Below are 24,152 nucleotides of genomic sequence, written 5' to 3' on the forward strand. Positions count from 1 at the left end.
ACGGTTTCGTACCGATGCCGGCACGAGCCCCTCCAACGCCCACCGCGGCACTTGCATGCAGCGCACGTTCGAGTACCGGCCGGGCGTCGGGTGACAGCCCCTCCCACAACGTCGAATAGGGAGCTGCCAGGCGAAAGCCACGTGTATCGTCGACCGCGGGAAGCGCTGAACCGTTTCCGGACAAGATCTCGTCCAGCAACATCACGTCGGCGACGGTGCGGGCGATCGGGCCGACCGTGTCACGCGTGGGCGATATCGGCACGACACCTCCGGACGGATAGCGTCCGTGCGTCGGACGAAAGCCGACCAATCCACACAGCGCCGCCAGTATGCGCACCGATCCGCCCGTGTCGGTGCCGAGCGCCGCCGGCACCGCACCACTCGCCACCAGCACGGCAGACCCGCCGCTGCTTCCGCCTGGAATTCTGGACGGGTCATACGGGTTGCGGGCCGGGCCGAAAAATCCGTTGTCGTTGGTGCAGCCGAAAGCGAGTTCGTGCATGTTGGCTTTGCCGGCGGCCAACGCTCCCGCGTCGATCACGCGTGCCACGACGGGTGCGTTAGCTCGAGGTACGGCGTCGCGGAGCGCTGCCGTTCCCGCGGCGGTCGGCATGCCCGCGCAGTCGATGTTGTCCTTGATGGCCAATGGAATGCCGGAAAGCGGCAACCGGCCCGTTCGGGCTACGAGCGATTCATCGTGTTCCCGCGCCGCTTGCAACAGCGCGTCACGGTCGAAAAACACGAACCCGTTCAGCGACTCGGTTTTGGCGTGTTGATCCACCAGCGCCTGAACGTATTCCAGCCAGGCGATTTCGCGTCGATCGATCGCGCCTTTTGCGTCGACGACTGAAAGCTGCGGCAGGGTTGGCATCTACGTCTCTCGTGCATTTCGGTCTTCGTAGATTGCGCGTCGGCTTTTTTGTAGCGCATCGTCAGAAATGACGATGGCGTAGCCAACCCTGGCAGCGCCACTCATCGCCGCGGGTACCGCCCGCGGCCGACGCAGGCGGCCTCGATCGCGCGAGTCCGCGCAACGATCTGAAATCCGCCTGCGCTTCGACGGACGTTCAGGCCGCGTCGATGTTCGAGACGGAATGCTTCGACGTCGCAGCGGGCACCGTTTCATCGAGGAACATCCCCACGAGCGCGCTCACCAACGACACGCCCCCGACGATCAGCATCGGATAACCCAGACCGAACGTGTCGGCAAGCCCGCCTGCAACCACGGGCATCAGGACCCCGCCAATGAGTTCACTGACAGCGGTCGGAACGCCTACGGCCGAACCGGTCAGCGTGGACGGTACGGATTCGCAAGGAATCACGGCAAGAAAGAGAGGTGCGATGCCGAAGCCGCAAATCCCGGCAGCAAAGAGGTTGATGAACATCACGATCGGAGAAGCGTGACAAAGAACGAACGCCAACATCAGGATGCCATAGCAAGCCGCCGAGACGACGAGCACGATGCGCCGCCCGAGCCGATCCGATATCGCCGGAACGGCGACCATTCCGATGAACCCGCCGAAACCCCATCCGGAAATGATCAAACCGACCGTGCCGAGGCTGAGGCCCGCGACTTTGGTCAGATAGAGCGCGACGAACGTCGAGAACACGAACAGGCCCGTCTGGAAGAGCGATCCGATGACCGTGGTCAACCAGATGTTCTTGTATCTCAGCACGGTCAACGGGCCGCCCGAGGCCACCCGGACTTGCCTGTCGCGACCGGCTTCCGTCTTTCGCATGGTCCTGCCGATCAGGAACGTCAGCAAAAGCCCCGGAATACCGAGCACGAAAAACACCCACTCCCAGCGCATGTGCATCACGAGCTGGGTAGCGATGATCGGTCCAAGGCCGATACCCAGAAGCGGGAAAAACGATTGATGAATGCCCAGATTCAAGCCGCGCCGGCTCGGCGTCGATATTTCGTCGATCGTCGCGACGCTGGCGCTGAAGACGCCGCCCTCGCCCACGCCAAGGAGGCCTCGCACGAGCAGCATGCTGTGGAACGACTTGGCGACGCCGGTAAAGGAGGTCATCACCGAGAAGAAGATCGAAGACCCCAGCAGAATCTTGCGACGCCCATGGCGATCGGACAGACTCCCGAGCACCCATGTCGAAATGGCCCAGGTCAACGCGAGAACCGACGCGATTGCGCCCGCCTGCGTGTTGTTCAGTTTGAGCTCCGGCAGAAGAACCGGAAACAGATACACGATGACCAGGCGATCGAGTCCAACGATGCCGAACAGCACCGCAAGAAAGATGACCATCTTCCATTCGTATTCTCGATTTTGTTTGTAGTTCATATCGATATCCTAAATATATCGTCGTGATTGAATGGCTGCTTTTTCAAAGAAAACCATCCCGCTTCAATCGGTATCGAGCCAATACGGCAGCGACACGAAAACCTCCGTCCGGCTCGCCACGGAATCGCATGGCGAGCCCGACAGGCCGCTACCGATCTCCGCCACTTCTCGCGAGCTCCGGCGAGCAACCGTTGTCCGACGATGTTTGATCATCGGCGACCGTCTCCCCGGCGGGGCCATCGAGGATCTCGGTGACCGGGGGGCGCGGTCGCCGGTCGATCAGCAACCGCAGAACGTCAGGCCGCGAGTAATGCCCCACGGGATCGAAAACGCACTTCGAAAGCGATTGCATGCCGAGGTCGATATCGGCGTAGAGCAGGCCTTCCGCGGTTTCGTCGATCTTGTCGAACAGTTCCGCCCCGTCGGGCCCGTATCCGACGCTGTGGCCACCGCCTGCCCGCAACAGCTGACGTTTGTCCTCGGTGTCGCAAAGGCTCTCGACCATTTCCTCGGTGACGACTGTCGAAGGCGCGAGGACGAAGCAACCTCCTTCGACGGCATACGTCCGCGAAACCGCGTTGTTCACCTGGTGGCTCAATGCGCTGGCAAATTCATAGAGCGAGAAGCTCGGCCAGGCCGCAACGTGGACCTGTTCGCCTTGCGCATACATTGCGGCCTTGGTCAAAGGCTGCACGTGTTCGGCACAACAAAGCCCGCCGAGCTTTCCCAACGGACTGTCGATTACGGTCAGGCCACTGCCCTCCCCGTCACCGAAGACCGTCCGCTCGAGATGGGTAGGCTTGAGCTTCTGTCGTTGCAGGAGGGTTTCTCCGTCGGGGCCGATGATCCATTGGGAGATATATAACGAATGTCCCTTGCGCTCCGAGAGTCCCATCACCACCGTGATGCGGTTTTTTCTGGCCGCGGCCCTCAGTGCATCGGCTTCCGGACTGTCGTAGCTCAGCGAGTTGTCGAAATATCGCTGAACATAGCCTTTGCTCATATACCAGGCCGGTGTACCCAGCCAGATGTAGAACGGGTAGCCCGGCAGCCACACTTCAGGGAACGCGATCAGGGCGGCGCCGGCCTGCGCCGCCTCTTCAATCAGGCGTATGGACTTTTCGATTCCGGCTTGAAGATCAAGGAACGCCGGGGCGGCCTGCACGACAGCCGCCTTATATTGGGGATGGTTGAGAGCCAAGATACTCCTCCACGACTCGCGGGACGGGACGCCCGCAACGTTGTAGAGGAAGTGTCCGGGGACAATATGGCGGACGCTTGACTCTGACAGAACAGGATTTTTACTTATGCTGCCAGCCGGCGGGATTACCGCGCAGCCCGCTCAGGGGCGATTCAACTAACGTCGCGATGCTTCGCACGGTAGTCGCGCGCAGACACGCCAAAGTGACGTCGAAACGTGCGACTGAAATGCGATGCATTATTGAAACCCCAAGCCATCGCGATATCGGTAATCGAGCGGTTAGCGTACGCGCGTTGCTGAAGCCACTCGCTGCACCCGTTGAGTCTGGCCGTACAGATGGTCTCGCCGATCGACTCCCCGGCCTCGGCGAACAGGCGATAGAGGTAACGGCTGGAAACCCCCAGTTCATCGGCGATCAGTTCGGGTCCCAGTTCCGGGTCGTGAATCCTGTCCTTGATCAACGCGCGCGCCCGCAGCAAATGCATCTCTTTCACGTTGGATCTGGGCAGCGGCACCGTGTTGAAATAATCCGCCAACGCCAGCGCGACCAGGTTGGCGGACACATCGCCAAGCCTCTCGCAAGCGGTCATCGCGCCTTCGTCTGACGAAAGCACTCGGTGCAGCGACGCGATATGGTCCGCGGCGATACGACGTATCCCGGTGGCCGCAGGAATGCGCACCGCGGTGTGCTGCCGGCCGCACGGCACCAATTTCTCCAGCGCCTGGCGGGGAAAGCGGATCGTGTAGTGCTGTCCGGAAAAATGCCAGACGAAATAGCGCGACGAGTCGAACAGCACCATGTCGGTAGGGTCGACGAACGCGGTGCGGGCATCCTGCTCGAGTGCACCTCGCCCCTCGATCTGTATCGACACGAGCAGGTAGTCGTCCGCCGTGCGCCGCACGTCGTCCCAGTCGTGAGCCGCGACGTGATCGACCGCCGAGATCCGCGACACACACACTCCGCCCGTGTTCACGCTGGAAATCTCGCCACGAAATCCCTGATCGGATTCGGTCCTGAAAACCATGGGGACGCAACTGGCCCGAACCTGATCCGCCCATGCCAAAAGCCGGTCGTCGCGATGGTAATGATCCGTGGTCGTCACTTGATTCATGGCACAAGGTTCCGGCGGCAAATACGCGGGAGCGTCACCCCGAACAATTGCGCATCCAGAATCCGCCGTCAATGCGCAGTTGCCTATGACGGCCGCTTCGAAACATAGCTGCGATCGAGTTCGCCCACCGAGCGACAACCGATGAGGGCGAGCGTCCGGTCAGTTTCCCGTTTGATCATGTCGATGACGTCGCTCACGCCGGTTTCCCCTCTGGCAGCCAGCCCGTACAAGGTGGCCCGCCCCAGCATCACGGCGTGGGCCCCCAGCGCGACCGCCTTGACGACGTCGGCCCCCGTCCGGATGCCGCTGTCGAGAATGACCGTCGTGCCTGAGGTGCGCTCGACGATATCCGGCAGCACGTCGGCCGTCGCGGGCAGGTCGGCGAGTTGCCTGCCGCCGTGGTTCGAAACGATGACGCCGTCCGCGCCGAGCGCGACGCACCGCGCGGCATCGTCGGCCGTCACGATGCCCTTGACGAGGAGTTTGCCCGGCCATTCGTCCCGCAAACGGCGCAGGTCGTCCCAACTGAAGCTCGCATCCATCTGCCGGCGAAGAATCGCCGCCTGGGAGGCGGTGTCCGATGCATCGTCCGTGGCGAAATTCTTCAACTCCGGCATGCCGTTCATCAGATAGGACCAAAGCCAGCGCGGGTGCGACAGTCCGTCGACGGCCGCACGTGCACTTGCCTTGAACGGCATGGCAAAGCCATTGCGAAGATCGCGTCGGCGAAAGCCGTTCACCGCGACATCGACGGTGAGGATCAAGGTCGAATAGCGAGCCGAACGGGCACGATTGACCAGACTCTTCGCGAGGTTGCGATGAACGACGTACAGTTGAAACCACAGGTCTCCGTCGGCCCCTTTTGCCACCTCTTCGATGGACATGTTGGAAGCCGTCGATAGCGCAAACGGAATACCGGCCTTGCCCGCTGCGCGCGCAAGTGCGAGGTCGCCCTTCGGCCAGAACGCGCTATTGAGGCCCGTCGGCGCGATCACCAGCGGTAATGGAATCAGCCGCCCGAAAAGCGGCACCGACTGCTCTCGCGTGCTGACATCCGACAGCCGGCGCGGCAACAACTGCAACCTGTCGAACGCCGAACGGTTATGCGTCAATCCCGATTCGTCGTCCGCCGCGCCTTCCAGATAGTCGAACACCATGCGTGGCAACCGCCGTCTGGCTTCGTCACGATAGTCGCTGACGGAGAAAATGCCGGGAAATCCTGTTGTCATGATCGGGGTACTGTCAGAGTAAATCGTGATGCGAAAAGCACGAGACGCGCTGCACGCCGGTTTCGCGCGTCTTCCTCCATCATTCGAGGCGGAAGACGACCGAGTAACGACGCAAAGTCGAAAGCTAGACGGCAACGCTCCCAACATAGTTTTCCGCCATGGACCTCGCCGCAGTCTCGGACGTAGTCACATGCTCGAGCTCGGCAACCTGCAACTGCTGTTCGAACGGCGAGGCATCGTCGAGACGATGCATCATTCGGGTCATCCAGTAGGAGAAATGCTCGGCGCGCCAGATCCGTTTCAGCGCAAGCTCGCTGTACGAAGCGAGTTGCGCTTCATCGCCGGTCCGGTAATACGCGTCGAGTCCACTGCTCAGGATTCGTACGTCGGAGACTGCCAGGTTGAGACCTTTTGCTCCGGTAGGAGGAACGATATGAGCGGCGTCGCCGGCAAGAAACAGTCGGCCGTGCTGCATCGTTGTCGAGACGAAGCTCCTCATGCCGACGATATTCTTCTGAAAGATCTTCCCGTCGACAACGCACTGACCATCGGCGGAGTCGACGCGCGCGTGCATTTCGGCCCAGATCCGGTCGTCGGACCAGTTGTCGACCGAATCTTTCGGGTCGCACTGGAAATACATGCGCTGAACCGTCGGCGAACGGGTACTGACCAAGGCAAAACCGCGATCATGACGTGCATAGATCAGCTCGTCTGCGGACGGCGCACCTTCGACCAGAATGCCGAACCAACCGAACGGATAGACGCGCTCGAAATCGCGGCGAACGCTCTCGGGAATCGCCGAACGGGACACCCCTTGCGAACCGTCGCATCCGATCACGAAATCACAGTCCAGCGTATGTGATTGCCCTTGATGCACGAACCGTATCGACGGGGCCGACGTGTCGATGTTGTGAATCGAGACATCCGCGACATCAAACAGGATAGAGCCGCCTGCAGCAACCCGAGCCGCCACCAGATCCTTGATGACTTCGTGTTGCGCATAGACGGTGATGGCCCGCCCGGTCAATGCCTTGAGGTCGATGCGCCGCCGCTTTCCGTCGAAGGCGAGTTCAAAGCCGTGATGCAACGCTCCTTCTGCCTTCATACGCTCACCGACACCGGACGCTTCAAGCAGGTCCATCGTCCCCTGCTCGAGTACACCCGCCCTGATCGTCGATTCGATCTGCTCGCGTCGGCGGGTTTCGAGCACGACAGACTCGATACCCTTCAGATGCAAAAGATGAGAAAGAAGGAGGCCGGCAGGACCGGCGCCAATAATGCCTACTTGAGTGCGCATGCCATCTCCAACTGAAGGTACTGTCAGACGTTTTCCGTCATTCGGTTCAACATGAGCGACATCGTTACGTGCCCTGCGCGGAGCACGTGACAAACGTCGCCCTCGACACTGATCTTGATCTCAAGCGCCCTTGATGGGCGGAATATGACGACGCACGATCATCATGCAGATAAAAACCATCGCCATCGCGGCGCCCAGCATGCCCAGGTACGCAGACGCTCCGCCCTGCGTGATCACGAAGGCCCCCGCGAACGCGCTGAGAATCGCGCCGAGCCGCCCGAACGCGAGCGCGGATGCGGTCCCGGTCGCGCGAATCTCGGTGGGATAGACGTACGCGCAAAGGGCATACATCGTCGACTGAACCGCGTTCACGAAGAGGCCGTGCAACCCGATTCCGAACACGAGCAACGTCGTGTGGGCAGAGACGTCGAGACCGCGCAGGAAAAGCGCGCTCGCGGACGCCATCAGGCAGCATACGAGCAAAGGCCAGCGCGACCCGAACCGACCGATCGCTACTGCGCAGCCCATTGCGCCGAGTACGCCGCCGAGGTTGTAGGCGGTAAGACCTGAACCCGCCACCGAAGCGCTGAGTCCCTCGCCTGCCAGCATCGTCGGCAGCCAGCTGAATGCGCTGTAGACCGCGACGAGGTTCATGAAGAAAGCGACCCAGATTGCGAGCGTGTCGCGGCCTTGATGGTCCGCGAACAACGCGCGAAAGCCTGGGCGCTGCCCCGCTTTCTGCTCCTTCTGATCGGCGAATACGGCGTGCGGCTGAATCGAGCGGGACATGCGGGACAGCAGGTGACGCAGTTCATTCCAGCGTTCCTGATGACGCACAAGATAACGTGGCGATTCCGGCATGACGAAATACAGCAGGAGCGCCAGTGCGACGGGAAGCGTGCCGCCAATCAGAAAGAGCCCGCGCCAGCCGTAATGCGGAAGCACGACACTCGCGAATAGCCCCGCAAGCATGCCCCCCAGCGGTACGCAAACGATGGTTGCGGTCACCGCGAGCGTCCGCCGGCGAGCCGGCGTAAATTCCGCCGTCATGGTCGTCGCGCTCGGCAGTGCGCCGCCGATACCCAGTCCCGCGAAGAAGCGCAGGATGGCAATGGTCATCACGTCCGGCGACAGCGCAATCGAACTCGTCGCCAAGCCGAATACCAGCACGCTGCCGATGATTGCCCAGCGCCGACCGAACCTGTCCGCGAACAGCCCGGCGAACGCGCTCCCTATACCCATGCCGACGAGGCCGGCCGCAACGGCGGGCGCAAATGCGTTGCGCGTGATGCCCCATTCCTTGATCAAGCTGGGAATGGCGAACCCGATGAGCTGCCCATCGAAGCCATCCATCACGATCGCAAGCGCGGCGAGCAGGACGACCGTTCGCTGGAACGCCGAGAACGGTCCGTCATCGAGGGCACGGCCGATGTCTACGGTCAGCAGAGGCGGATTACGATCGTTCATTTCGCTCTCCCGGACAGACCGGCGAAGTCTGAATCGCAGTCCTGCGTAATTCGTTTTCCGACGCGACGGTCGGACTCCAACCGGGCGCGATCGAGCGACGACTCGAAATTGATGACGGGCATTGCAGTCTCCTTAAGCCGGTCGCTCGTCGTTTCAGGAGCGAAGGCGTCTCAACGATATCGGGTTGTTATTGTGTTCGTGCCCACCATCCGGAAGCCCATCGCGTCCATGGTGAGAAACACGTGCCATGACCGCGGCAACGATCAGAACGGATAGTGACGAGGCGTCGTTTGCACGGTGATCCAGCGCAAATCCGTAAATTCCGCGATCCCGGCCTTGCCGCCGAAATGCCCGAAACCACTGGACTTCATCCCGCCAAACGGCATTTGGGCCTCGTCGTGAACCGTCGGGCCATTGACGTGGCAAAGCCCGGACTCGATACGCTTCGCGACCGTCAACGCCCGCGCGACGTCACGGCTGAAGACTGCCGCCGACAGGCCATATTCGTTGTCGTTGGCACAGGCGATGGCCTCTTCGTCGCCATTGACGCGAACGATCGCCTTGACGGGCCCGAACGACTCCTCCCGGTAGATATGCATGTCCGCCGTCACGTGATCGAGCAACGTGGCCGGCATGAGCGTGGTCTCGGATTTCCCTCCGCATACCAGGGTCGCACCTTTCGCCAGCGCGTCGTCGATCAGGTCGTTGCATCTCCTGACCGTCGCCATGTCCACGACGGAGCCGAGCACGGTCGGCCCCTTTCTCGGATCGCCAAGCGGCAGGCTCCGTGCCTTTTCCGCCAGTCGCGCGACGAATTCATCGGCGATCTTCGTGTCGACGACGATGCGTTCGGTCGACATGCAGATCTGGCCGGAATTGGCGAACGCCCCGAATGCCGCGCCTTGAACCGCCGCTTCGATATCGGCATCGTGAAGCACCAGGAACGGCGCCTTTCCGCCGAGTTCGAGTACCGAAGGCTTCAGATATTTCGCGCACTGGGTCGCGACGATGCGGCCGACGCGCGTCGAACCCGTGAAGTTCACCCGCCTGACCGCCGGTTCGGCAATGATCGCTTCGACGATGTCGCCCGCATTCGCCGGCGCGTTCGTGACGAAGTTCACGACGCCGCGTGGCAGTCCGGCGTCCTGTAACGCTTCGATGATGAGGCCGTGGGTCGCGGGGCAGGTTTCGGAACCTTTGAGCACGACGGTATTGCCGCACGCCAGCGGCAACGCGATGGCACGCACGCCGAGGATGACGGGCGCGTTCCACGGTGCGATCCCGAGCACGACGCCGGCGGCCTGCCTCACGCCGAGCGCAAGACTGCCCGGCACGTCCGACGGAATCACCTCGCCGGAGATCTGCGTGATCATCGCAGCCGCTTCGCGCAACCCGTCGGCCGCAAGCTTGACGTTGAAATCCGCCCACAGGCGGGACGCGCCCGTTTCGGTTGCCATTGCCAGCGCGAAAGCGTCGCCTTTTTCTTCGAGCGCATCCGCGGCCCGATTCAGTAGAGCGCGTCGCTCGCCGGGGCCCATCGCCGACCATGCGGGAAACGCGGCGGCCGCCGCATGCACCGCCGCTTGTGCATCGGCGACAGTCGCGGCCGGCGCCGTAGAGGCAACCGTGTCATCGAGCGGATTACGGCGCTCGAATGTCGCGCCGTCGCGAGCCATCGCACGCTCGCCGTTGATCAACATCGTTACCTGATTCATTACCGTCTCCTGGAATATTCTTGAAAAACCGGCCTGCCGAATCACCGACTCGCGGTCAGGCCACGACAATTTCGACGACGCGTGTTTTTCCCGAAGACAACGCGTCTTCCAGCGCGGGCTTCAGCGACAGCGCGTCGCTCACTCGAATGCCTTCGCACCCCATGCTGTTGGCCAGGGAAACGAAATCCAGCCCTGGCAGGTCGGTGCCCTGTACCGGATCCGACGCGGCGAAGCCGAACACGGGCGCGAATTCCTGCAAGGCGGCGTAGCGCGAGTTATTCAGGATCACGAATGTGATCGGAAGATCGAGCTGGACCGCGCTATAGATCGCTTGCGGCGAATACATCGCCGAGCCGTCGCCGATGAGGCCGATCACGCGGCTGCCGGGTCTGGCCAAAGCGACGCCCACCGCGGCGGGCATGCCGTAGCCCAGACCGCCGCTTGCCATCGTGTAGAACGTCTGACTGCGCGTGAACGGGAGATAACGTTGCATGACGGGGCGCGAACTGGGCGCCTCCTCGACCACGATATCGGCTGCGTTGCGGACTTCGGACAGCGTCTGCAACGCGTAAGCGACCGACATCACTGCCGTGGGCTCGGCTCGCTCGACCGCCTCGCGCGGCGCCGGCAGGGGCCGGCCTCGCGGTGCCGGCCGGGCGAGCAGGTCCACCAGCCCCAGGCGAATGTTCGCCACCACCGACGTGCCGACCGGGGTCCAGGCAGCGGTAGCCGGATCGTCGATGAGCTGGTACAACGCCGCGCCATCGGGCACATGCGGGCCACTGCCTTCGACGTGATACGCAAAAGCCGGCGCCCCGACGACGAAGATCAGGTCATGCCCGTTCAGCATCCGAACGATTTTTTCGCGCATCGCCGGCAGGAAGCCGGCGAAAAGTCGATGATCTTCCGGGAAGCTGCAGCGTGACGACATCGGCGCAACATAAACCCGCGCGTTGTGGCGCTCGGCCAGCTGGATGGCCTCGCTCCACGCATCGGCACGATCGAGTTCCGCGCCGACGACGAGGGCCGGCCGTTCGCAGTCGTCCAGCGCGTCGCCGATCTCCGCGATCCGTACCGGATCGGGGCGGAACCGGGTGCTGATCCGGGTCGCCTCGACGAAGTCGGCCGGCTGATCCCAGTCGTCGACCGGAACGGACACGAACACCGGACCACGCGGCTCCTGCATCGCCACGTGGTAAGCACGGGCGAGGGCCAGCGGAACATCCGCGGCACGAGCCGGTTCAATGCTCCATTTCACATAGGGCCGCGGCAGCTCGGTGGCTTGCGATGCCGACAGAAACGGATCGAACGGCAGAATCGAACGGGCCTGCTGGCCGGCCGTGATGATCAGGGGCGTCCGGTTCTTGAAAGCCGTGAAGACGTTGCCCATCGCGTTGCCGACACCGGCTGCCGAATGCAGGTTGACCAGCGCGGCATTGCCGGTGGCTTGGGCATACCCGTCCGCCATACCGACCACCACTGCTTCCTGCAATCCGAGCACGTACCGGAAGTCCTCCGGGAAGTCGCGGAACATCGGTAGCTCGGTCGAGCCGGGATTGGCAAACACGGACGTCAATTCGAGGCGCCGCATCAAGTCCACGACGGCATCGCGAACGGTCGGCTGCCCACTTGTATTTCGTTGCATCTCGAATCCTCTGCGGTTCGCCACTCAGGCTGGCGGTGATGGGATGAGCCGCAGTATGGGATTCGGCACCTTGTTTGAAAATTGCCAAAAAAGCTCAAAGTCATTACATTTTGGCATGCGTCTATCGGAATGCCGGATCGGCCAATTCCGCCCGGATGCCTTGTCGGAAAAGGCTGTTCGCCGTCATCGGGGGCTCGGCGGTGGTCGCAATGAGCGGGCACCGCGAGCCCTTGCAGGGAAGACACCTAGCTAGCGCCGGGCGACCCGGAATCTCGTTCGCCCCTTTCCCCCCTTTCAATCTGGTTCGACACGATGAGTTTCAATCTGCAGCAGTTGATGATATTCACCACGATCGTCTCCGCAGGTAGCCTGGGACGAGCCGCGGCCATGCTGAACATGACCCAGCCGGCGCTGAGCAGATCGATCAAGCGGCTCGAGGAGTCCGTCGGGGGGGCGCTTTTCGAGCGTCACACCAAAGGGATGCAGCTGACCGCGCTGGGCGAAGCATTGATGCCGCATGCGATGTCGCTGCAAAGGGAAGCCGAACAGGCGCGCGAGGAACTGGACGCAATGCGCGGCCTGGCGAAAGGCGTGATCAAGGTCGGCGCGGTGGGCAGCATAGCGAGCCTCGTCTTGCCGATGGCCATCGCGTGTGTGCTGGAGAAATGGCCCAATCTGCGCGTCGAGGTGATCGAAGGCGTGTGGGATCGTCTCGTCGAGGGCCTGCTCGCTTATGAAATCGATTTGGCGCTTTGCACATCGGGAATCGAAACCGAGGATGTCGCTGCGATCTCCGATTGTTCATGGACCGACAGGAGTTTCGTGGTCGCGGCACTCGATCATCCGTTGCGGGCGAAGCGCGGCCTTCGACTCGACGACACCTTGACACAACGGTGGGCACTCACGCCCAAGGGAACCGGACCTTATGCCCACATGCAGGAAACCTTCAGGGCCCGCGGCCTGCCAATGCCGGCCATCGCGGTCGAGACCCGTTCGGTCACCGTGCTCAAAAGCCTCGTAGCGCGATGTGGCTTTGTCTCGTGGATGGCCGAACCGATGTACGACACCGAAAGCAAAGCGGGCGTCATCGACGCCCTGGATATCGAAGGCCTGGATGCGCAACGCACCCTGACGGCATTCCGGCGCCGGCGAGGCACGCTACCCGCGCCCGCCGTCAAGCTGCTGGACGAATTGCGTCACCTGACGGGGTCTTTGCGCAAGGAAGGGCAAAGCCTGTCTTGATGGCCGTGAATCGGGCGTGCCCGCGAGTCGTGCGTTTTGGCATGACCCAACGCACACCCGGCCTTGTTCAATGGAAATCAGCCATAAATCATTGAACTAATTGGTTTTACAAGAACAACCAAGCATCAAACATCCGGATCCGGAATCCGCGCCGACTGAATCACAACCAGCGTGTCCCCGGCCTCGATCCTGCAAGGCGGGTCCTCGTAGAACGAAAAAATCTTCCCGCACCGATCGAGCCCGACGACGATCGCACCCGGCACGACGTTCGTCATGCAGCCGACCTCTTGCGGCATCGCTTCGCGCTCCAGCAGCGTCGCGCGTCCGCGCGTCGACAGCATGTCGTTCACGAACGGCACGATATAGCGGCTATGCACGGCGTCCGCGAGCAGCAGCGCGCCGATCTTCGTCGACGACACGATCACGTCGGCACCCGCCTGCCGCAGTTGCCGCTGGTACAGGTTCTCCTGGATCCGGACGACGATCTTCGTATCGGGCGCGATGCTGCGCACCGACAGCGTCAGCAGGATCGCGGTCGGATCGTCGGTCACCGAAATGATCACCGCCTTCGCCGAACGCACCTGCGCCTGCTGCAGCAGATCCTCGTGCGCGGGATCGCCGAGCAGCCCGGTCACGCCGAGCGACGTCGCGGCCTCGAGCGCCTGCTGCTGCGAATCGATCACGATGACCGTCGCCGGATCGACGCCGCTCTCGAGCAATTCGCGCACCGCGATCGAGCCCGACAGGCCATAACCGCATACGACGATGTGATCGGACAATTGCTTTTGCAGGCGTTTCATGCGGAATTCCTCGACGACGCGCTGGATCACGAACTGATAGGCCGTGCCCAGGAAAATGAACCAGATGACGATGCGGATCGGCACGATGAAGAACGCATCGATGAGACGCGCCCGTGCGGTGACGGGCACGATGTCGCCGTAGCCGACCGTCGCGACCGTGACCATCGTGAAGTACACGAGATCGGCGACGGTCATCGGCGTGCTCTTGGTCGAATCGCGCAATCCGTCGCGATCGAGATACAGCACGAGGAACGCGAGCGTGCACAGCAGCGCGACCGCGCCGAGACGGAACAACAGTGTGCGGCGCGGCGACGTCGCGCGACGCGTGAACAGCGTGCGCGCGCGCGGCGCCTGCCACGGGTTGCGCGCGCGGCGCAGGCGTGAGCGCAACGAGCGGCGCTGGGCGGAGGGCGATGCCAACGGGGAATCTCCTGAAGGATGCGGGCTCGATTCTACGATGGGTCGGCCGCGACCGGCCGACGCCATCGCATCGATTCGTCCGCTACAACATGCTGCGCGGCCGCACCATCGACCCGTCGACGAAGCGCTGCGCGCGAAACGCCGACAGGTCGAGCGACGGCGCGCCGGTGTCGATCCATTCGGCAAGCAGCCGCCCGACGATCGGCCCCATCGCGAAACCGTGGCCGCAGAACCCCGTCGCAATCGCGAGCCCGGACGGCGTGCCCGGCGCGTCGATCACCGGAATGCCGTCGGGCAGCACGTCGATCAGGCCCGCCCAGGCCTCGACGATCTGCGCGTCCTTCAGCGCGGGAAAGATCGTCTTGAGTTTCGCGAGTGCACGCGGCGCATGCGCGCGATTCGGCTGCGGCTGCGGATCGCGCGGCTCGATCGGCCCGGTCGCACCGTTGATGCGCGCAAGCGCATCGCGCCAGGCAGCCCCGTTCACGTGCAGCCGGAATTTGTCGCGCTGCGACCAGAACTCCGGCCAGAACAGGCTCAACCCGCGCAGGTGGCCGAGCGTCAGGTCGACGTCGACCTGCATGTCGTCGGCGAGATTGATCGCGCCGTTCTTGCGCTGCCGGATGCCGAGGCCGTGCCCCCACACCGTCGACGCCGACACCGGCGGCACCACATTGGTGCGCATGCAGGTACCGCGGACGGCCTGCTGCGGCAGCCGGATGCCGACGCCGTCGAGCAGCCGGAAGCTGGTCGCGCCCGCCGCGCAGATCACGCGCCGCGTGCGGATCGTGCCGCGCTCGGTCACGACGCCGACCACCGCGCCGCCGGCCGTCTCGATCGCGGTCACGCCGCAGCCTTCGAAGAAGCGCGCGCCGGCCTCGACGGCACGCGCGGCGAACGCGGCAGCCACCCGGCGCGGCTCGGCCTGCCCGTCGGTCGCCGTATACAGCCCGCCGAGCGTGCGTGCCTGCGGCGAAAGGCCGCTGACGCGCTCGTCGATCTGCGCGCGCGTCAGCGTGCGCGTGTCGAGTCCGTGCTCGCGCGCGACCGCGAGCCACGCGTTGAACGACGCCCAGTCCGTTTCGTTGTCCGCAATATAAAGACAGCCGCCCTGCCGCCATTCGAGATCGAAACCGAGGGTTTCCTCTAACGTTTCCCAGATCCGCATGCCGGCCATCATCAGCGGCACCTCGGCAGCTTCCCGGCCCTGCTGCCGCACGAAGCCCCACGCCCGTGTCGACTGCTGCCCGGCGATACGCGACTTGTCGAGCACGACGGCCTTCAGGCCGCGCAGACCCAGGTAATACGCGGCTGCGCAGCCCATGATGCCGGCGCCGGCGATCACGACGTCGGCGTCGGCCGGGAATGGCGTATCGCCCAGGGTCAGGGCATCGTGCAGCGGATAGGTGGTCGTCATTGTTTCCTGTCAGGGGTTAATGCATCCGGATACGGGCGGCGGTGGTAACGTCGTGACACACCTTTCACACAAACGCACCTTTCACGACGCTGAATAACGACCATTTTGCGGTAAAGTTATCTTTTCCGCGCGTGGCCGGTCGGCTCGCCCCTGGACGTCACGAAGACTGTCCGTCGAGACTGCCGCAAGGCGTCGTTCTGAACGTCACGATCCGTTCCCGTAGCATGACCACTGAAGCAATCACCACGGATTCCCTCGCGGTTGCCGAGCGCGTGCGCGAGCTGATGACCCGCAACGGCATCGGCAAGCGCCAGCAGACCACCGAGCTATGCCGCATCCTCGACCTGAGCTTTTCGCAAGGCCATCGTAAGCTGCGCGGCAGCAGCCCCTGGACGCTCGCGCAGATCAAGAAAGTCGCCGAAGCGTACGGCGAACCCGCCGCCCAGCTGTTCGGCGCGCAAACGCTCGACCCCGGCATGGTCGGCGCCTATTCGCAGGAGGCCGTACTTTATGCGGGCGTCGCCGAGATTCCGTGCACCGCATGGATCGGCGCGCCGCTCGAGGCCGGCGCGCGCCCCGAATTCGTCGCGTACGAACAGAACGGCCGCTGGCGCGTGCTGCGCCACACCGGCGTGCTGTACCAGAACGCGTACGACGTGCACAAGATCGAGATCTATCCGCGCCGCGCGGAGAGCGACAAGCTCGTCGTCGCGGTGATCGACCCCGATCGCGTCAGCGCGACCGAGCTGTGCCGCTATCTCGAACGCCAGGGTTTCGCGACGGCCGCATTCGACGGCCTCGCGCCGTTCGTCGACGCGCTGCAGGGCCAGGCGTTCGACGCGGTCCTGACCGAATGGCTGTTCGACGACAGCACGGCCGCCACCGCGATCAAGGCCGTGCGCACGTCCGACAACCCGGGCGCGCCGATCTTCGTGCTGACGGGCGACCTGCTCACCGGCCGCGCGAGCGAGGCCGACATCAGCGAAGTGATCCGCGCGTTCGACGTCGTCTGTTACGAAAAACCCGCGCGCATGGCGATCCTCAGCGCCGATCTCGCGAAACGGCTCGCACGCGGGTAACGTCCGCGGGCCGTTCCCCGTCCGGACGGCCATCGTCCGCGCGGCACAGCGGTCGTGAACAGGGTCGTGGATCAGTACAATAGCCGCACCCGTTCACGCCCACGCCGACATCCGCCGCCCGACGCCATGGCCCGCCTCATCCCCGACGACTGGAAAAGCCTCGCCGCGACCGGCGCGGCCGAACGCGAGCGCGAAACGCTCGCCGCCCTCGAACACGCGCTGCCCGACGGCTACACCGTGTATCACGGCGTGCACTGGACGCGCGCCGACCAGGCGTTCTCGGTGTTCGGCGAGGCCGCGTTCGTCGTCGTGAGCCCGGCCGGCCGCGTGCTGCTGATCGAGCAGAAAGCCGGCTTCCTGCGCGAAACGCCGAAGGGGCTCGTGAAGGTCTATCTGCAGAAGGAACGCAACGTCCCGATCCAGCTCGCGCGCACGCAGGAAACGCTGCACCGGCGCCTGACGGCCGCGCTCGGCGCGGGTGTCTATGGTGTCGAGGCGCTGCTGTACTGCCCCGACTACTCGATCCGCGACGCGTCGATCGCCGGCGTCGCGGCCGACCGCATCGTCGATGCGTCGCGCAAGGCGCAGCTCGCACAGGTGATCCTGCGAATCCTGCCCGAGGACGACGAGCACTTTCCGAACGCGCCGAAACTCCACCATTTCCTCGCGGACGAGCTCGCGCTCACGCCCGATACGAGCGCGCTCGTCGGGCAGGCCGGCACGCTTGTCACGCGGCTGTCGGGCGGGCTCGCCGCATGGGCACGCCAGCTCGAATTCGCGCCGTTCCGGCTGCGCGTCACCGGCACGGCCGGCTCGGGCAAGACGCAGCTCGCGGTGCAGGCAATGCGCGATGCCGTCGCGGCCGGCAAGCGTGTGCTCTATGTGTGTTTCAACCGGCCGCTCGCCGACTACATCACGCGCATCGCGCCGCCCGGCGCGAAGATCGCGAATTACCACCAGCTGTGCGACTGGGTCGCGCGCGACGGCGGTTATACGCCGGACTTCCAGGTGCCCGGCGAATTCGAACGGCTCGAGGCACGCTTCGCGCAAACGCCCATTTCCGAACGCTGGCGCTTCGACGTGCTGGTCGTCGACGAAGGGCAGGATTTCCATGCGCCGTGGGCGGCCGCGCTGGAGCGCCTGCTGGTGCCGGACGGCGCATGGTGGTGGCTGGAAGATCCGCTGCAGAACCTGTACATGCGCGAGCCCGTCGCGCTGCCGGGCTGGGTCACGCTGAAGGCGCTCACGAACTACCGGAGCCCGCGCGACCTGCTCGAATTCGTGCGCGACATCGTCGGCAGGGTCGAGCCGCTCGCGGCCGAGCTGCGCTCGGGCAGCCCGTTCGACGGTTCGGATCCGTCGGTGTCGGCGTACGGGGAAGAAGGTGCGTCGCAAGACGCGTTGGCCGAAGCCTGCGTCGACGCGACCAAGCGGGCGATCACGCACGCGCTGTCGCTTGGCTTTCGCAAGCAGGACATCGCGGTGCTGTCGTATCGCGGCCGCGAAGGCTCGGTGCTCGCGCCGCTCGACCAGCTCGGCCCGCACCGGCTCAAGAGCTTCACCGGCAAGTACGACCTGTTCGGCAACCCGGAATATCGCGAAGGCGACGTGCTGCTCGATTCGATCTACCGCTTCAAGGGCCAGTCGGCGCCGTGCGTGATCCTCACCGAGGTCGACTTCGACACGCTCGACGCGCGTGCCGCGCGCAAGCTGTTCGTCGGTGCGACGCGCGCGACGATGAAACTGCTGATCGTCGCGTCGTCGCGTGCGGCCGCGCAACTCGCGACCGTGACGTAATCGGCAGGCGACGGCGGGCAAGCGCCCGTCGTGTCGCCGCCCACCGTCGCTCAAGCCACCCGGAACGCCCCCACCGCGCGCCGCAACCCGTCCGCCTGTTCCTCCAGCGAAGCCGCTGCAGCCGCAGCCTGCTCGACGAGCGCCGCGTTCTGCTGCGAGACCTGGTCCATCTGCGACACCGCGCGGTTCACCTGCTCGATCCCGTCGCGCTGCTCGTTCGACGCGGCCGCGATCTCCGTCATGATGCCCGTCACGCGGCCGATCGCCTGCTGGATGTCCTGCATCGTCGTACCGGCCACGCCGACGAGCCGCGAGCCGTTCGCGACGCGCTCGACCGATTCGCCGATCAGCGTGCGGATTTCCTTCGCCGCCGACGCCGAGCGTTGCGCAAGCGTGCGCACCTCGCCCGCGACCACCGCGAAGCCGCGGCCCTGCTCGCCGGCACGCGCGGCTTCGACCGCCGCATTCAGCGCGAGGATGTTGGTCTGGAACGCGATCCCCTCGATCGTGCCGATGATGTCGGCAACCTTCTGCGAGCTCTGGTCGATCTCGTTCATCGTGCCGATCACCTCGCCGACCACGGTCGCGCCGCGCGTGGCGATCTCGCTCGCGGTGTCCGCGCAGGCCTGCGCCTCCACCGCGTTGTCCGCGTTCTGCTTCACGGTCGCGGTGAGCTGCTCCATGCTCGCGGCCGTCTCCTGCAATGCGGACGCCTGTTCCTCGGTACGCTGCGACAGGTCGGTGTTGCCGGCCGCGATCTGGTGCGTCGCCGTCGAAATCGCCTCGGAACCCTGGCTGACCTGGCGCACGGTGTCCGCGAGGCTGCGCTGCATGCCGGTCACGCCGTTGACCAGTTCGGCCATCTCGTCGCGCGACGACCAGCGCACTTCCGACGTCAGGTCGCCTTCCGACAGGCGGCGGAAATGCGACAGCAGGCGGTTCACCGGCTGCGTGATCGCGTAATGCAGGCCGATCGCGCAGCCGAGGCACGCGGCCAGGCCGAACGCGATACCCGCGATCGCGCCCGCACGCATCCAGCCGTAGTAGGTCTGCGCGGTGTCGTACACCTCCTTGCCGCGTGCGCCCTGGTACGCATCGAGCGCATCGGTCGCCTGCGTGAGCGCAACCGACAGCGGCGGCGCGACCGACATCAGCAGCCGGTCGGCCTCGTCGCGGCGGCCGTCGCGGACCGCGTCGATCATCGGCCTCAGCGCCTGCCCGATCAGCGCCTGGCGCGCGGCATCGAGGCGGCTCGCGAGCGGGCCTTCGTCGCCGTCGTGCGGCATCGACGCGTAGGCGCGCCACGCGGTGTCGGCCTTCGCGAGATAACTCTCGGCCTTCTTGACGAGATCGGGCACGTCCGGCGCTTCCGGGTGCAGCAGCGCGCGGTCGAGCGTCGTGCGCACGATCGTCAGGTTGAGACTGGCCGTCGACAGCGCGGTCTTCGCCGCCAGCTGCTGCGTATAGGCCTCGTCGAGCGCGCGGTTCGAGCTCTGCATGCCGGCGAGGCCGATCAGCCCCGACACGACGAGCAGCACGGCGACAAGGCCGAGCGTGGAGAAGATCCGCGTGCGGATCGAGAAACGGGAAAACAGGGCGTTCAGGTTCATGACGGGACGTGAGCGGTGAAAAGTGCCGCGGCAATCGGTCCGCAGCACGCTGTATTACGGTTTGCCTGCAAAAAACTTGAGTCCGGCCCTGCTTTCCGGCTGATCCCGGTCAATTTTTCGCGTCGGCAATCTACTGTTACCGTTGCAACAAATCGAGCCCGGGCAGAAATTGACTGGTCAACTATCCATCGCTATAGTTCGAGCCAATTCCCTGCCATGGCAGATATATCGATGACTACCGACACCCTCCTCACTCCGCCGGCCGCCGAAACGGCCCGCCGCGACGCGCCGACCGGGCTGATCGTCGCCGCGCTGCTGCTCGTCATGCTGCTGTCCGCGCTCGACCAGACGATCGTGTCGACCGCGCTGCCGACGATCGTCGGCGAGCTCGGCGGGCTCGACCAGTTGTCGTGGGTCGTTACCGCGTACCTGCTGTCGTCCACCGTCGTGCTGCCGTTGTACGGCAAGCTCGGCGACCTGTACGGCCGCAAGATCGTGCTGCAGGCCGCGATCGTGCTGTTCCTCGCCGGCTCCGCGCTGTGCGGCGTCGCGCAGGACATGACGCAGCTGATCGTGCTGCGTGCGCTGCAGGGGCTCGGCGGCGGCGGCCTGATGGTCGTGACGATGGCCGCGATCGGCGATCTGGTGCCGCCCGACCGCCGCGCGCGCTATCAGGGGATGTTCGGCGGTGTGTACGGCCTCGCGACGATCGTCGGCCCGCTGCTCGGCGGCTTCCTGGTCGAGCACCTGTCGTGGCGCTGGATCTTCACGATCAACCTGCCGCTCGGCTTTCTCGCGCTCGCGGTGATCGGCGTCGCGTTCCGGCCGCACGCCGCGCACGTGAAGCACCGGATCGACTACATGGGCGCCGCGTTCCTCGCCACCGCCCTCACCTGCGTGATCCTGTTCACGAGCGAAGGCGGCTCGCTGCTGCCGTGGACGTCGCCGCAGCTGTGGATGACGCTCGTGCTCGGCGTCGTCGCGATCGGCGGCTTCATTTACGAAGAACGGCTCGCGGCCGAGCCGATCATGCCGCTCGAACTGTTCCGCCATCGCACCTTCGTGCTGGTCAGCCTGATCGGCTTCGTCGTCGGCATCGCGCTGTTCGGCTCGGTCACGTTCATTCCGCTTTACCTGCAGGTCGTGAAGGGTTCGACACCGTCGCAGGCCGGGATGCAGCTGTTGCCGATGATGGGCGGGATGCTCGTGACGTCGGTCGTCAGCGGCCGGCTGATCTCGCGGCTCGGCTCGTACCGGATGTTTCCGATCCTGGGCACGCTGACCGGCGGCGTCGCGATGGCGCTGCTGTCCACACTGACGCTCGATACGCCGCTGCAAACGATGTATGCGTACATGGCGCTGCTCGGGATCGGGCTCGGCATGGTGATGCCCGTGCTCACGCTCGCCGTGCAGAACACGGTCGAATTCCGGCACATGGGCGTCGCGACGTCGGGGGCGACGCTGTTCCGCTCGATCGGCGGCTCGCTCGGCGTCGCGGCGTTCGGCGCGCTGTTCTCGCACGGGCTGCAGTCGCGGGTGATGGCCGCGCTGCCGGCCGGCACGGAGCTGCCGCCTGCGCTCGGCCCGGCCGCCGTGCAGCAGTTGCCGGATGCCGTGCGCGACGCGTACCTGCATGCGTTCGCCGGTTCGCTGCACGTCGTCTATCTCGCGGCGGCGACGGTCATCGCGATCGCGTTCGTGCTCGCGTGGTTCGTCGAGGATGCGCCGTTGCGCAAGCACAACTGACTTGCCGGTGAACCGCGATGCGGCCGCCGGGCCGCCTCGCGATTCGCCGCCACCCGCCGTTACGGCACCAGCACGACCCCGCCCGTCGTCGCGCGCGACTCCAGCAGCCGGTGCGCATCGGCCGCCTGTTCGAGCGGCAGCCGCGCGCCGATCTCCACGTGCATCCCGCTCGCCAGCCGTTCGAGTGTCGCGCGCGCAGCCTCCCGGTAACCGTCGACGTCGCGCGCGATGAAGCCGAGCACGCTCGGCCGCGCCAGCGCGATCGAGCGCGCCGGCCCCAGTTCGTCGAGATCGAACGTGTGCCGTGCGCCGATCGCGGCCACCTGCCCGATGCTCGCGACCATCCCGAACGGACGGACTGCACCGAGCGTGCGCGTCAGCACGTCGCCGCCGATCCCGTCGATCGCGTAATCGACCCCGGTGCCGCCGCCGAACGCGCGCGCCGCCGCGACGAAATCCTCCTCGCGATAATCGACGACCGCCTCGGCGCCATGCGTGCGCACGAGCGCGGCTTTCGCGGCCGACCCGACCGTGCCGATCACCCGCGCGCCGAGCGCACGCGCCCATTGCGTCGCCAGCAGTCCTACACCGCCGGCGGCAGCGTGCACGAGCACCGTGTCGCCCGCGTCGACCTGCCGGACGCGATGCATCAGCATGTAAACGGTGATCCCTTTCAGCAGCCCGGCGGCCGCTGCGTCATCGCTCAAGCCGTCGGGGATCGGCACCACGCGCTCGGCCGGCATCGTGCGCAGGCTCGCATAGCTGCCGGTCGGCATGCCCGCATACGCGACGCGCTGGCCGGGGACGAGATCCGTCACGCCCGGCCCGACCGCATCGATCACACCCGCCGCCTCGACGCCGAGCGCGTCCGGCAGCGCGGGCAACGCATGCGCGCCCGTCCTGAAATAGATGTCGACGAAATTCACGCCGATCGCGGTCTGGCGAATCCGTACCTCGCCGGCATCGGGCGGCGCGACGGGTGCATCGACGCGGCGCAGCACGCCGGCGTCGCCGTAGCGGTCGATCCCGATCCGGATGGCGGTCGTGGTTTGGGTCATGACGTTCCTCGCAATCGAATGAAGTGACACGATCATCCCATCGGGCATAATCGATCGAAATTCCCGTTGATCGCCCATCTACTGTGCAAAATTCGACCGATCAAGCATCCACACCCGCGGCCGCGCCGCCGATGAGCTGGGACGACATCCGCTACTTCCTCGCGGTGATGCGCGGCGGCAGCCTGTCGGCGGCCGCGCGGACGCTGCAGGTTCAGCATTCGACGGTCGCGCGCCGCATCGACGCGCTGGAATCCGCGCTCGGCATCCGGCTGTTCGACCGGCTGCCGCGCGGCTGGCCGCCCACCGACGAAGGGCTGCACCTTGCCGAGCACGCCGCACGCCTCGAAGCGGACGCGCATGCGTTCGCGCGCGCCGCCCAGGGTGCGGCTGCACTCGACGGCGTGGTACGCGTATCGGCGTCGCCGGTGTTCGCCAGCCATTTCCTCGCGCCGCGCCTGGCCCGCGCGCAGCACGCATGGCCGGCGCTGCGGATCGACCTGATGGGCGAGATGCACGCGGCGAACCTGTACGCGCGCGAAGCCGATCTCGCGGTGCGGCTGTCGCGGCCGACCGAGCCGGGGCTCGCGGCGCGGCGGCTCGGCACGATGCGCTTCGCGCTGTGCGCGTCGCCGGAATGGGCGAGCGCGCCGCCCGACACCTGGCCGTTCGTCGGCTACGACGATGCGCTCGCGCAAACGCCGCAGCAGCAGTGGCTCGAGCGTTTCGCGGCCGGGCGCCGTTTCGCGTTCATCGCGAACGACCTCGCTGCGCAGCATCGCGCGTGCGCGGCGGGCGCCGGCGTCGCGCTGCTGCCGCGCTTTCTCGTCGACGATCCGGCCGCGCAAGCCGGTGCGCCGCTCGTCGAACTGACCGCCGCGCCGCGTTGCGATATCGAGCGCGAAATCTGGCTCGTCGTCCACCCGGACGTGCGCCGCTCGCCGCGCGTACAGCGTGTCGCGGATGCGATCGCCGAGGCGGTTCGCACGGCGGATGGGCGGCTCTGACGCCCCGGCCTCG

Annotated in this window: 17 protein-coding genes and 1 pseudogene; 5 read left to right on the plus strand and 13 right to left on the minus strand. The window is 65.2% G+C overall.

The window, feature by feature from the left end:
* Positions 1 to 136 precede the first annotated feature (136 nt).
* The 9 genes and pseudogenes from ABIC51_RS32520 to mdlC all read right to left on the minus strand — a co-directional run.
* Positions 137 to 871: pseudogene (locus ABIC51_RS32520) on the minus strand (amidase family protein); the annotation flags it as partial.
* Positions 872 to 1,067: 196 nt separating this feature from the next.
* On the minus strand, positions 1,068 to 2,300 hold the full coding sequence (locus tag ABIC51_RS32525) for an MFS transporter (protein ID WP_208451237.1): 1,233 nt from the start codon (positions 2,298 to 2,300) through the stop codon (positions 1,068 to 1,070).
* 148 nt (positions 2,301 to 2,448) lie between these two features.
* On the minus strand, positions 2,449 to 3,501 hold the full coding sequence (locus tag ABIC51_RS32530; RefSeq protein WP_049096296.1) for a carbon-nitrogen hydrolase family protein: 1,053 nt from the start codon (positions 3,499 to 3,501) through the stop codon (positions 2,449 to 2,451).
* Between the two features lie 152 nt (positions 3,502 to 3,653).
* Positions 3,654 to 4,613 carry an AraC-like ligand-binding domain-containing protein gene (locus ABIC51_RS32535; RefSeq protein WP_175897567.1) on the minus strand — a complete coding sequence of 320 codons (960 nt, stop codon included), beginning with the start codon at positions 4,611 to 4,613 and terminating at the stop codon, positions 3,654 to 3,656.
* A gap of 83 nt (positions 4,614 to 4,696) precedes the next feature.
* Complete coding sequence (locus ABIC51_RS32540; RefSeq protein WP_175897568.1) at positions 4,697 to 5,842, minus strand: alpha-hydroxy-acid oxidizing protein; 1,146 nt, start codon at positions 5,840 to 5,842, stop codon at positions 4,697 to 4,699.
* A gap of 124 nt (positions 5,843 to 5,966) precedes the next feature.
* Positions 5,967 to 7,139, minus strand: a complete 1,173-nt coding sequence (locus ABIC51_RS32545) for a 4-hydroxybenzoate 3-monooxygenase (RefSeq protein ID WP_119336869.1) — start codon at positions 7,137 to 7,139, stop codon at positions 5,967 to 5,969.
* A gap of 120 nt (positions 7,140 to 7,259) precedes the next feature.
* Positions 7,260 to 8,606 (minus strand): MFS transporter, encoded by a 1,347-nt coding sequence (locus ABIC51_RS32550; protein WP_354006823.1) that lies wholly within the window; start codon positions 8,604 to 8,606, stop codon positions 7,260 to 7,262.
* A gap of 263 nt (positions 8,607 to 8,869) precedes the next feature.
* Entirely contained in the window at positions 8,870 to 10,321 is a 1,452-nt protein-coding gene (locus ABIC51_RS32555) for an aldehyde dehydrogenase (RefSeq protein ID WP_091919153.1), read from the minus strand.
* 55 nt (positions 10,322 to 10,376) lie between these two features.
* On the minus strand, positions 10,377 to 11,966 hold the full coding sequence (mdlC, locus tag ABIC51_RS32560; protein WP_175897569.1) for a benzoylformate decarboxylase: 1,590 nt from the start codon (positions 11,964 to 11,966) through the stop codon (positions 10,377 to 10,379).
* 312 nt (positions 11,967 to 12,278) lie between these two features.
* Between mdlC and ABIC51_RS32565 the strand changes: the two genes are divergently transcribed.
* A complete protein-coding gene (locus ABIC51_RS32565) occupies positions 12,279 to 13,208 on the plus strand; it encodes a LysR family transcriptional regulator (protein ID WP_175897570.1) in 930 nt (309 codons plus the stop codon).
* 125 nt (positions 13,209 to 13,333) lie between these two features.
* Here ABIC51_RS32565 and ABIC51_RS32570 read toward each other — a convergent pair whose 3' ends face one another.
* Both ABIC51_RS32570 and ABIC51_RS32575 read right to left on the minus strand, forming a co-directional pair.
* Complete coding sequence (locus ABIC51_RS32570) at positions 13,334 to 14,428, minus strand: potassium channel family protein (RefSeq protein ID WP_027789331.1); 1,095 nt, start codon at positions 14,426 to 14,428, stop codon at positions 13,334 to 13,336.
* 82 nt (positions 14,429 to 14,510) lie between these two features.
* A complete protein-coding gene (locus ABIC51_RS32575) occupies positions 14,511 to 15,845 on the minus strand; it encodes an NAD(P)/FAD-dependent oxidoreductase (protein WP_146253883.1) in 1,335 nt (444 codons plus the stop codon).
* Between the two features lie 224 nt (positions 15,846 to 16,069).
* On the opposite strand from ABIC51_RS32575, the gene ABIC51_RS32580 reads away from it, so the two are divergent.
* Both ABIC51_RS32580 and ABIC51_RS32585 read left to right on the plus strand, forming a co-directional pair.
* Positions 16,070 to 16,924: a helix-turn-helix domain-containing protein gene (locus ABIC51_RS32580; protein ID WP_006485970.1), complete on the plus strand. Its 855-nt coding sequence runs from the start codon at positions 16,070 to 16,072 to the stop codon at positions 16,922 to 16,924.
* Positions 16,925 to 17,050: 126 nt separating this feature from the next.
* Positions 17,051 to 18,721, plus strand: a complete 1,671-nt coding sequence (locus ABIC51_RS32585; RefSeq protein ID WP_060371801.1) for an ATP-binding domain-containing protein — start codon at positions 17,051 to 17,053, stop codon at positions 18,719 to 18,721.
* Between the two features lie 50 nt (positions 18,722 to 18,771).
* Here ABIC51_RS32585 and ABIC51_RS32590 read toward each other — a convergent pair whose 3' ends face one another.
* A complete protein-coding gene (locus ABIC51_RS32590) occupies positions 18,772 to 20,331 on the minus strand; it encodes a methyl-accepting chemotaxis protein (RefSeq protein ID WP_124545538.1) in 1,560 nt (519 codons plus the stop codon).
* 231 nt (positions 20,332 to 20,562) lie between these two features.
* On the opposite strand from ABIC51_RS32590, the gene ABIC51_RS32595 reads away from it, so the two are divergent.
* Positions 20,563 to 22,077, plus strand: coding sequence for an MDR family MFS transporter (locus tag ABIC51_RS32595; RefSeq protein WP_175897573.1), 1,515 nt, complete (start codon positions 20,563 to 20,565; stop codon positions 22,075 to 22,077).
* A gap of 59 nt (positions 22,078 to 22,136) precedes the next feature.
* Here ABIC51_RS32595 and ABIC51_RS32600 read toward each other — a convergent pair whose 3' ends face one another.
* Positions 22,137 to 23,135, minus strand: a complete 999-nt coding sequence (locus ABIC51_RS32600) for a quinone oxidoreductase family protein (RefSeq protein ID WP_027789339.1) — start codon at positions 23,133 to 23,135, stop codon at positions 22,137 to 22,139.
* Between the two features lie 131 nt (positions 23,136 to 23,266).
* On the opposite strand from ABIC51_RS32600, the gene ABIC51_RS32605 reads away from it, so the two are divergent.
* Entirely contained in the window at positions 23,267 to 24,139 is an 873-nt protein-coding gene (locus tag ABIC51_RS32605) for a LysR family transcriptional regulator (RefSeq protein WP_049098451.1), read from the plus strand.
* The last annotated feature ends 13 nt before the right edge of the window (positions 24,140 to 24,152 follow it).

It is taken from the genome of Burkholderia sp. 572, from assembly GCF_040545135.1.
In the GTDB taxonomy this organism is placed as follows: Bacteria; Pseudomonadota; Gammaproteobacteria; order Burkholderiales; family Burkholderiaceae; genus Burkholderia; species Burkholderia cepacia.

Excerpts from the sequence above, each read along its gene's own strand:
- ABIC51_RS32575 (WP_146253883.1), bottom strand. The coding sequence starts at position 15,845 with ATGACGACCACCTATCCGCTGCACGATGCCCTGACCCTGGGCGATACG.
- ABIC51_RS32605 (WP_049098451.1), top strand. The coding sequence starts at position 23,267 with ATGAGCTGGGACGACATCCGCTACTTCCTCGCGGTGATGCGCGGCGGC.
- ABIC51_RS32595 (WP_175897573.1), top strand. The coding sequence starts at position 20,563 with ATGACTACCGACACCCTCCTCACTCCGCCGGCCGCCGAAACGGCCCGC.
- ABIC51_RS32590 (WP_124545538.1), bottom strand. The coding sequence starts at position 20,331 with ATGAACCTGAACGCCCTGTTTTCCCGTTTCTCGATCCGCACGCGGATC.
- ABIC51_RS32535 (WP_175897567.1), bottom strand. The coding sequence starts at position 4,613 with ATGAATCAAGTGACGACCACGGATCATTACCATCGCGACGACCGGCTT.
- ABIC51_RS32600 (WP_027789339.1), bottom strand. The coding sequence starts at position 23,135 with ATGACCCAAACCACGACCGCCATCCGGATCGGGATCGACCGCTACGGC.
- ABIC51_RS32540 (WP_175897568.1), bottom strand. The coding sequence starts at position 5,842 with ATGACAACAGGATTTCCCGGCATTTTCTCCGTCAGCGACTATCGTGAC.
- ABIC51_RS32580 (WP_006485970.1), top strand. The coding sequence starts at position 16,070 with ATGACCACTGAAGCAATCACCACGGATTCCCTCGCGGTTGCCGAGCGC.
- ABIC51_RS32585 (WP_060371801.1), top strand. The coding sequence starts at position 17,051 with ATGGCCCGCCTCATCCCCGACGACTGGAAAAGCCTCGCCGCGACCGGC.
- ABIC51_RS32550 (WP_354006823.1), bottom strand. The coding sequence starts at position 8,606 with ATGAACGATCGTAATCCGCCTCTGCTGACCGTAGACATCGGCCGTGCC.
- ABIC51_RS32555 (WP_091919153.1), bottom strand. The coding sequence starts at position 10,321 with ATGAATCAGGTAACGATGTTGATCAACGGCGAGCGTGCGATGGCTCGC.
- ABIC51_RS32565 (WP_175897570.1), top strand. The coding sequence starts at position 12,279 with ATGAGTTTCAATCTGCAGCAGTTGATGATATTCACCACGATCGTCTCC.
- mdlC (WP_175897569.1), bottom strand. The coding sequence starts at position 11,966 with ATGCAACGAAATACAAGTGGGCAGCCGACCGTTCGCGATGCCGTCGTG.
- ABIC51_RS32525 (WP_208451237.1), bottom strand. The coding sequence starts at position 2,300 with ATGAACTACAAACAAAATCGAGAATACGAATGGAAGATGGTCATCTTT.
- ABIC51_RS32545 (WP_119336869.1), bottom strand. The coding sequence starts at position 7,139 with ATGCGCACTCAAGTAGGCATTATTGGCGCCGGTCCTGCCGGCCTCCTT.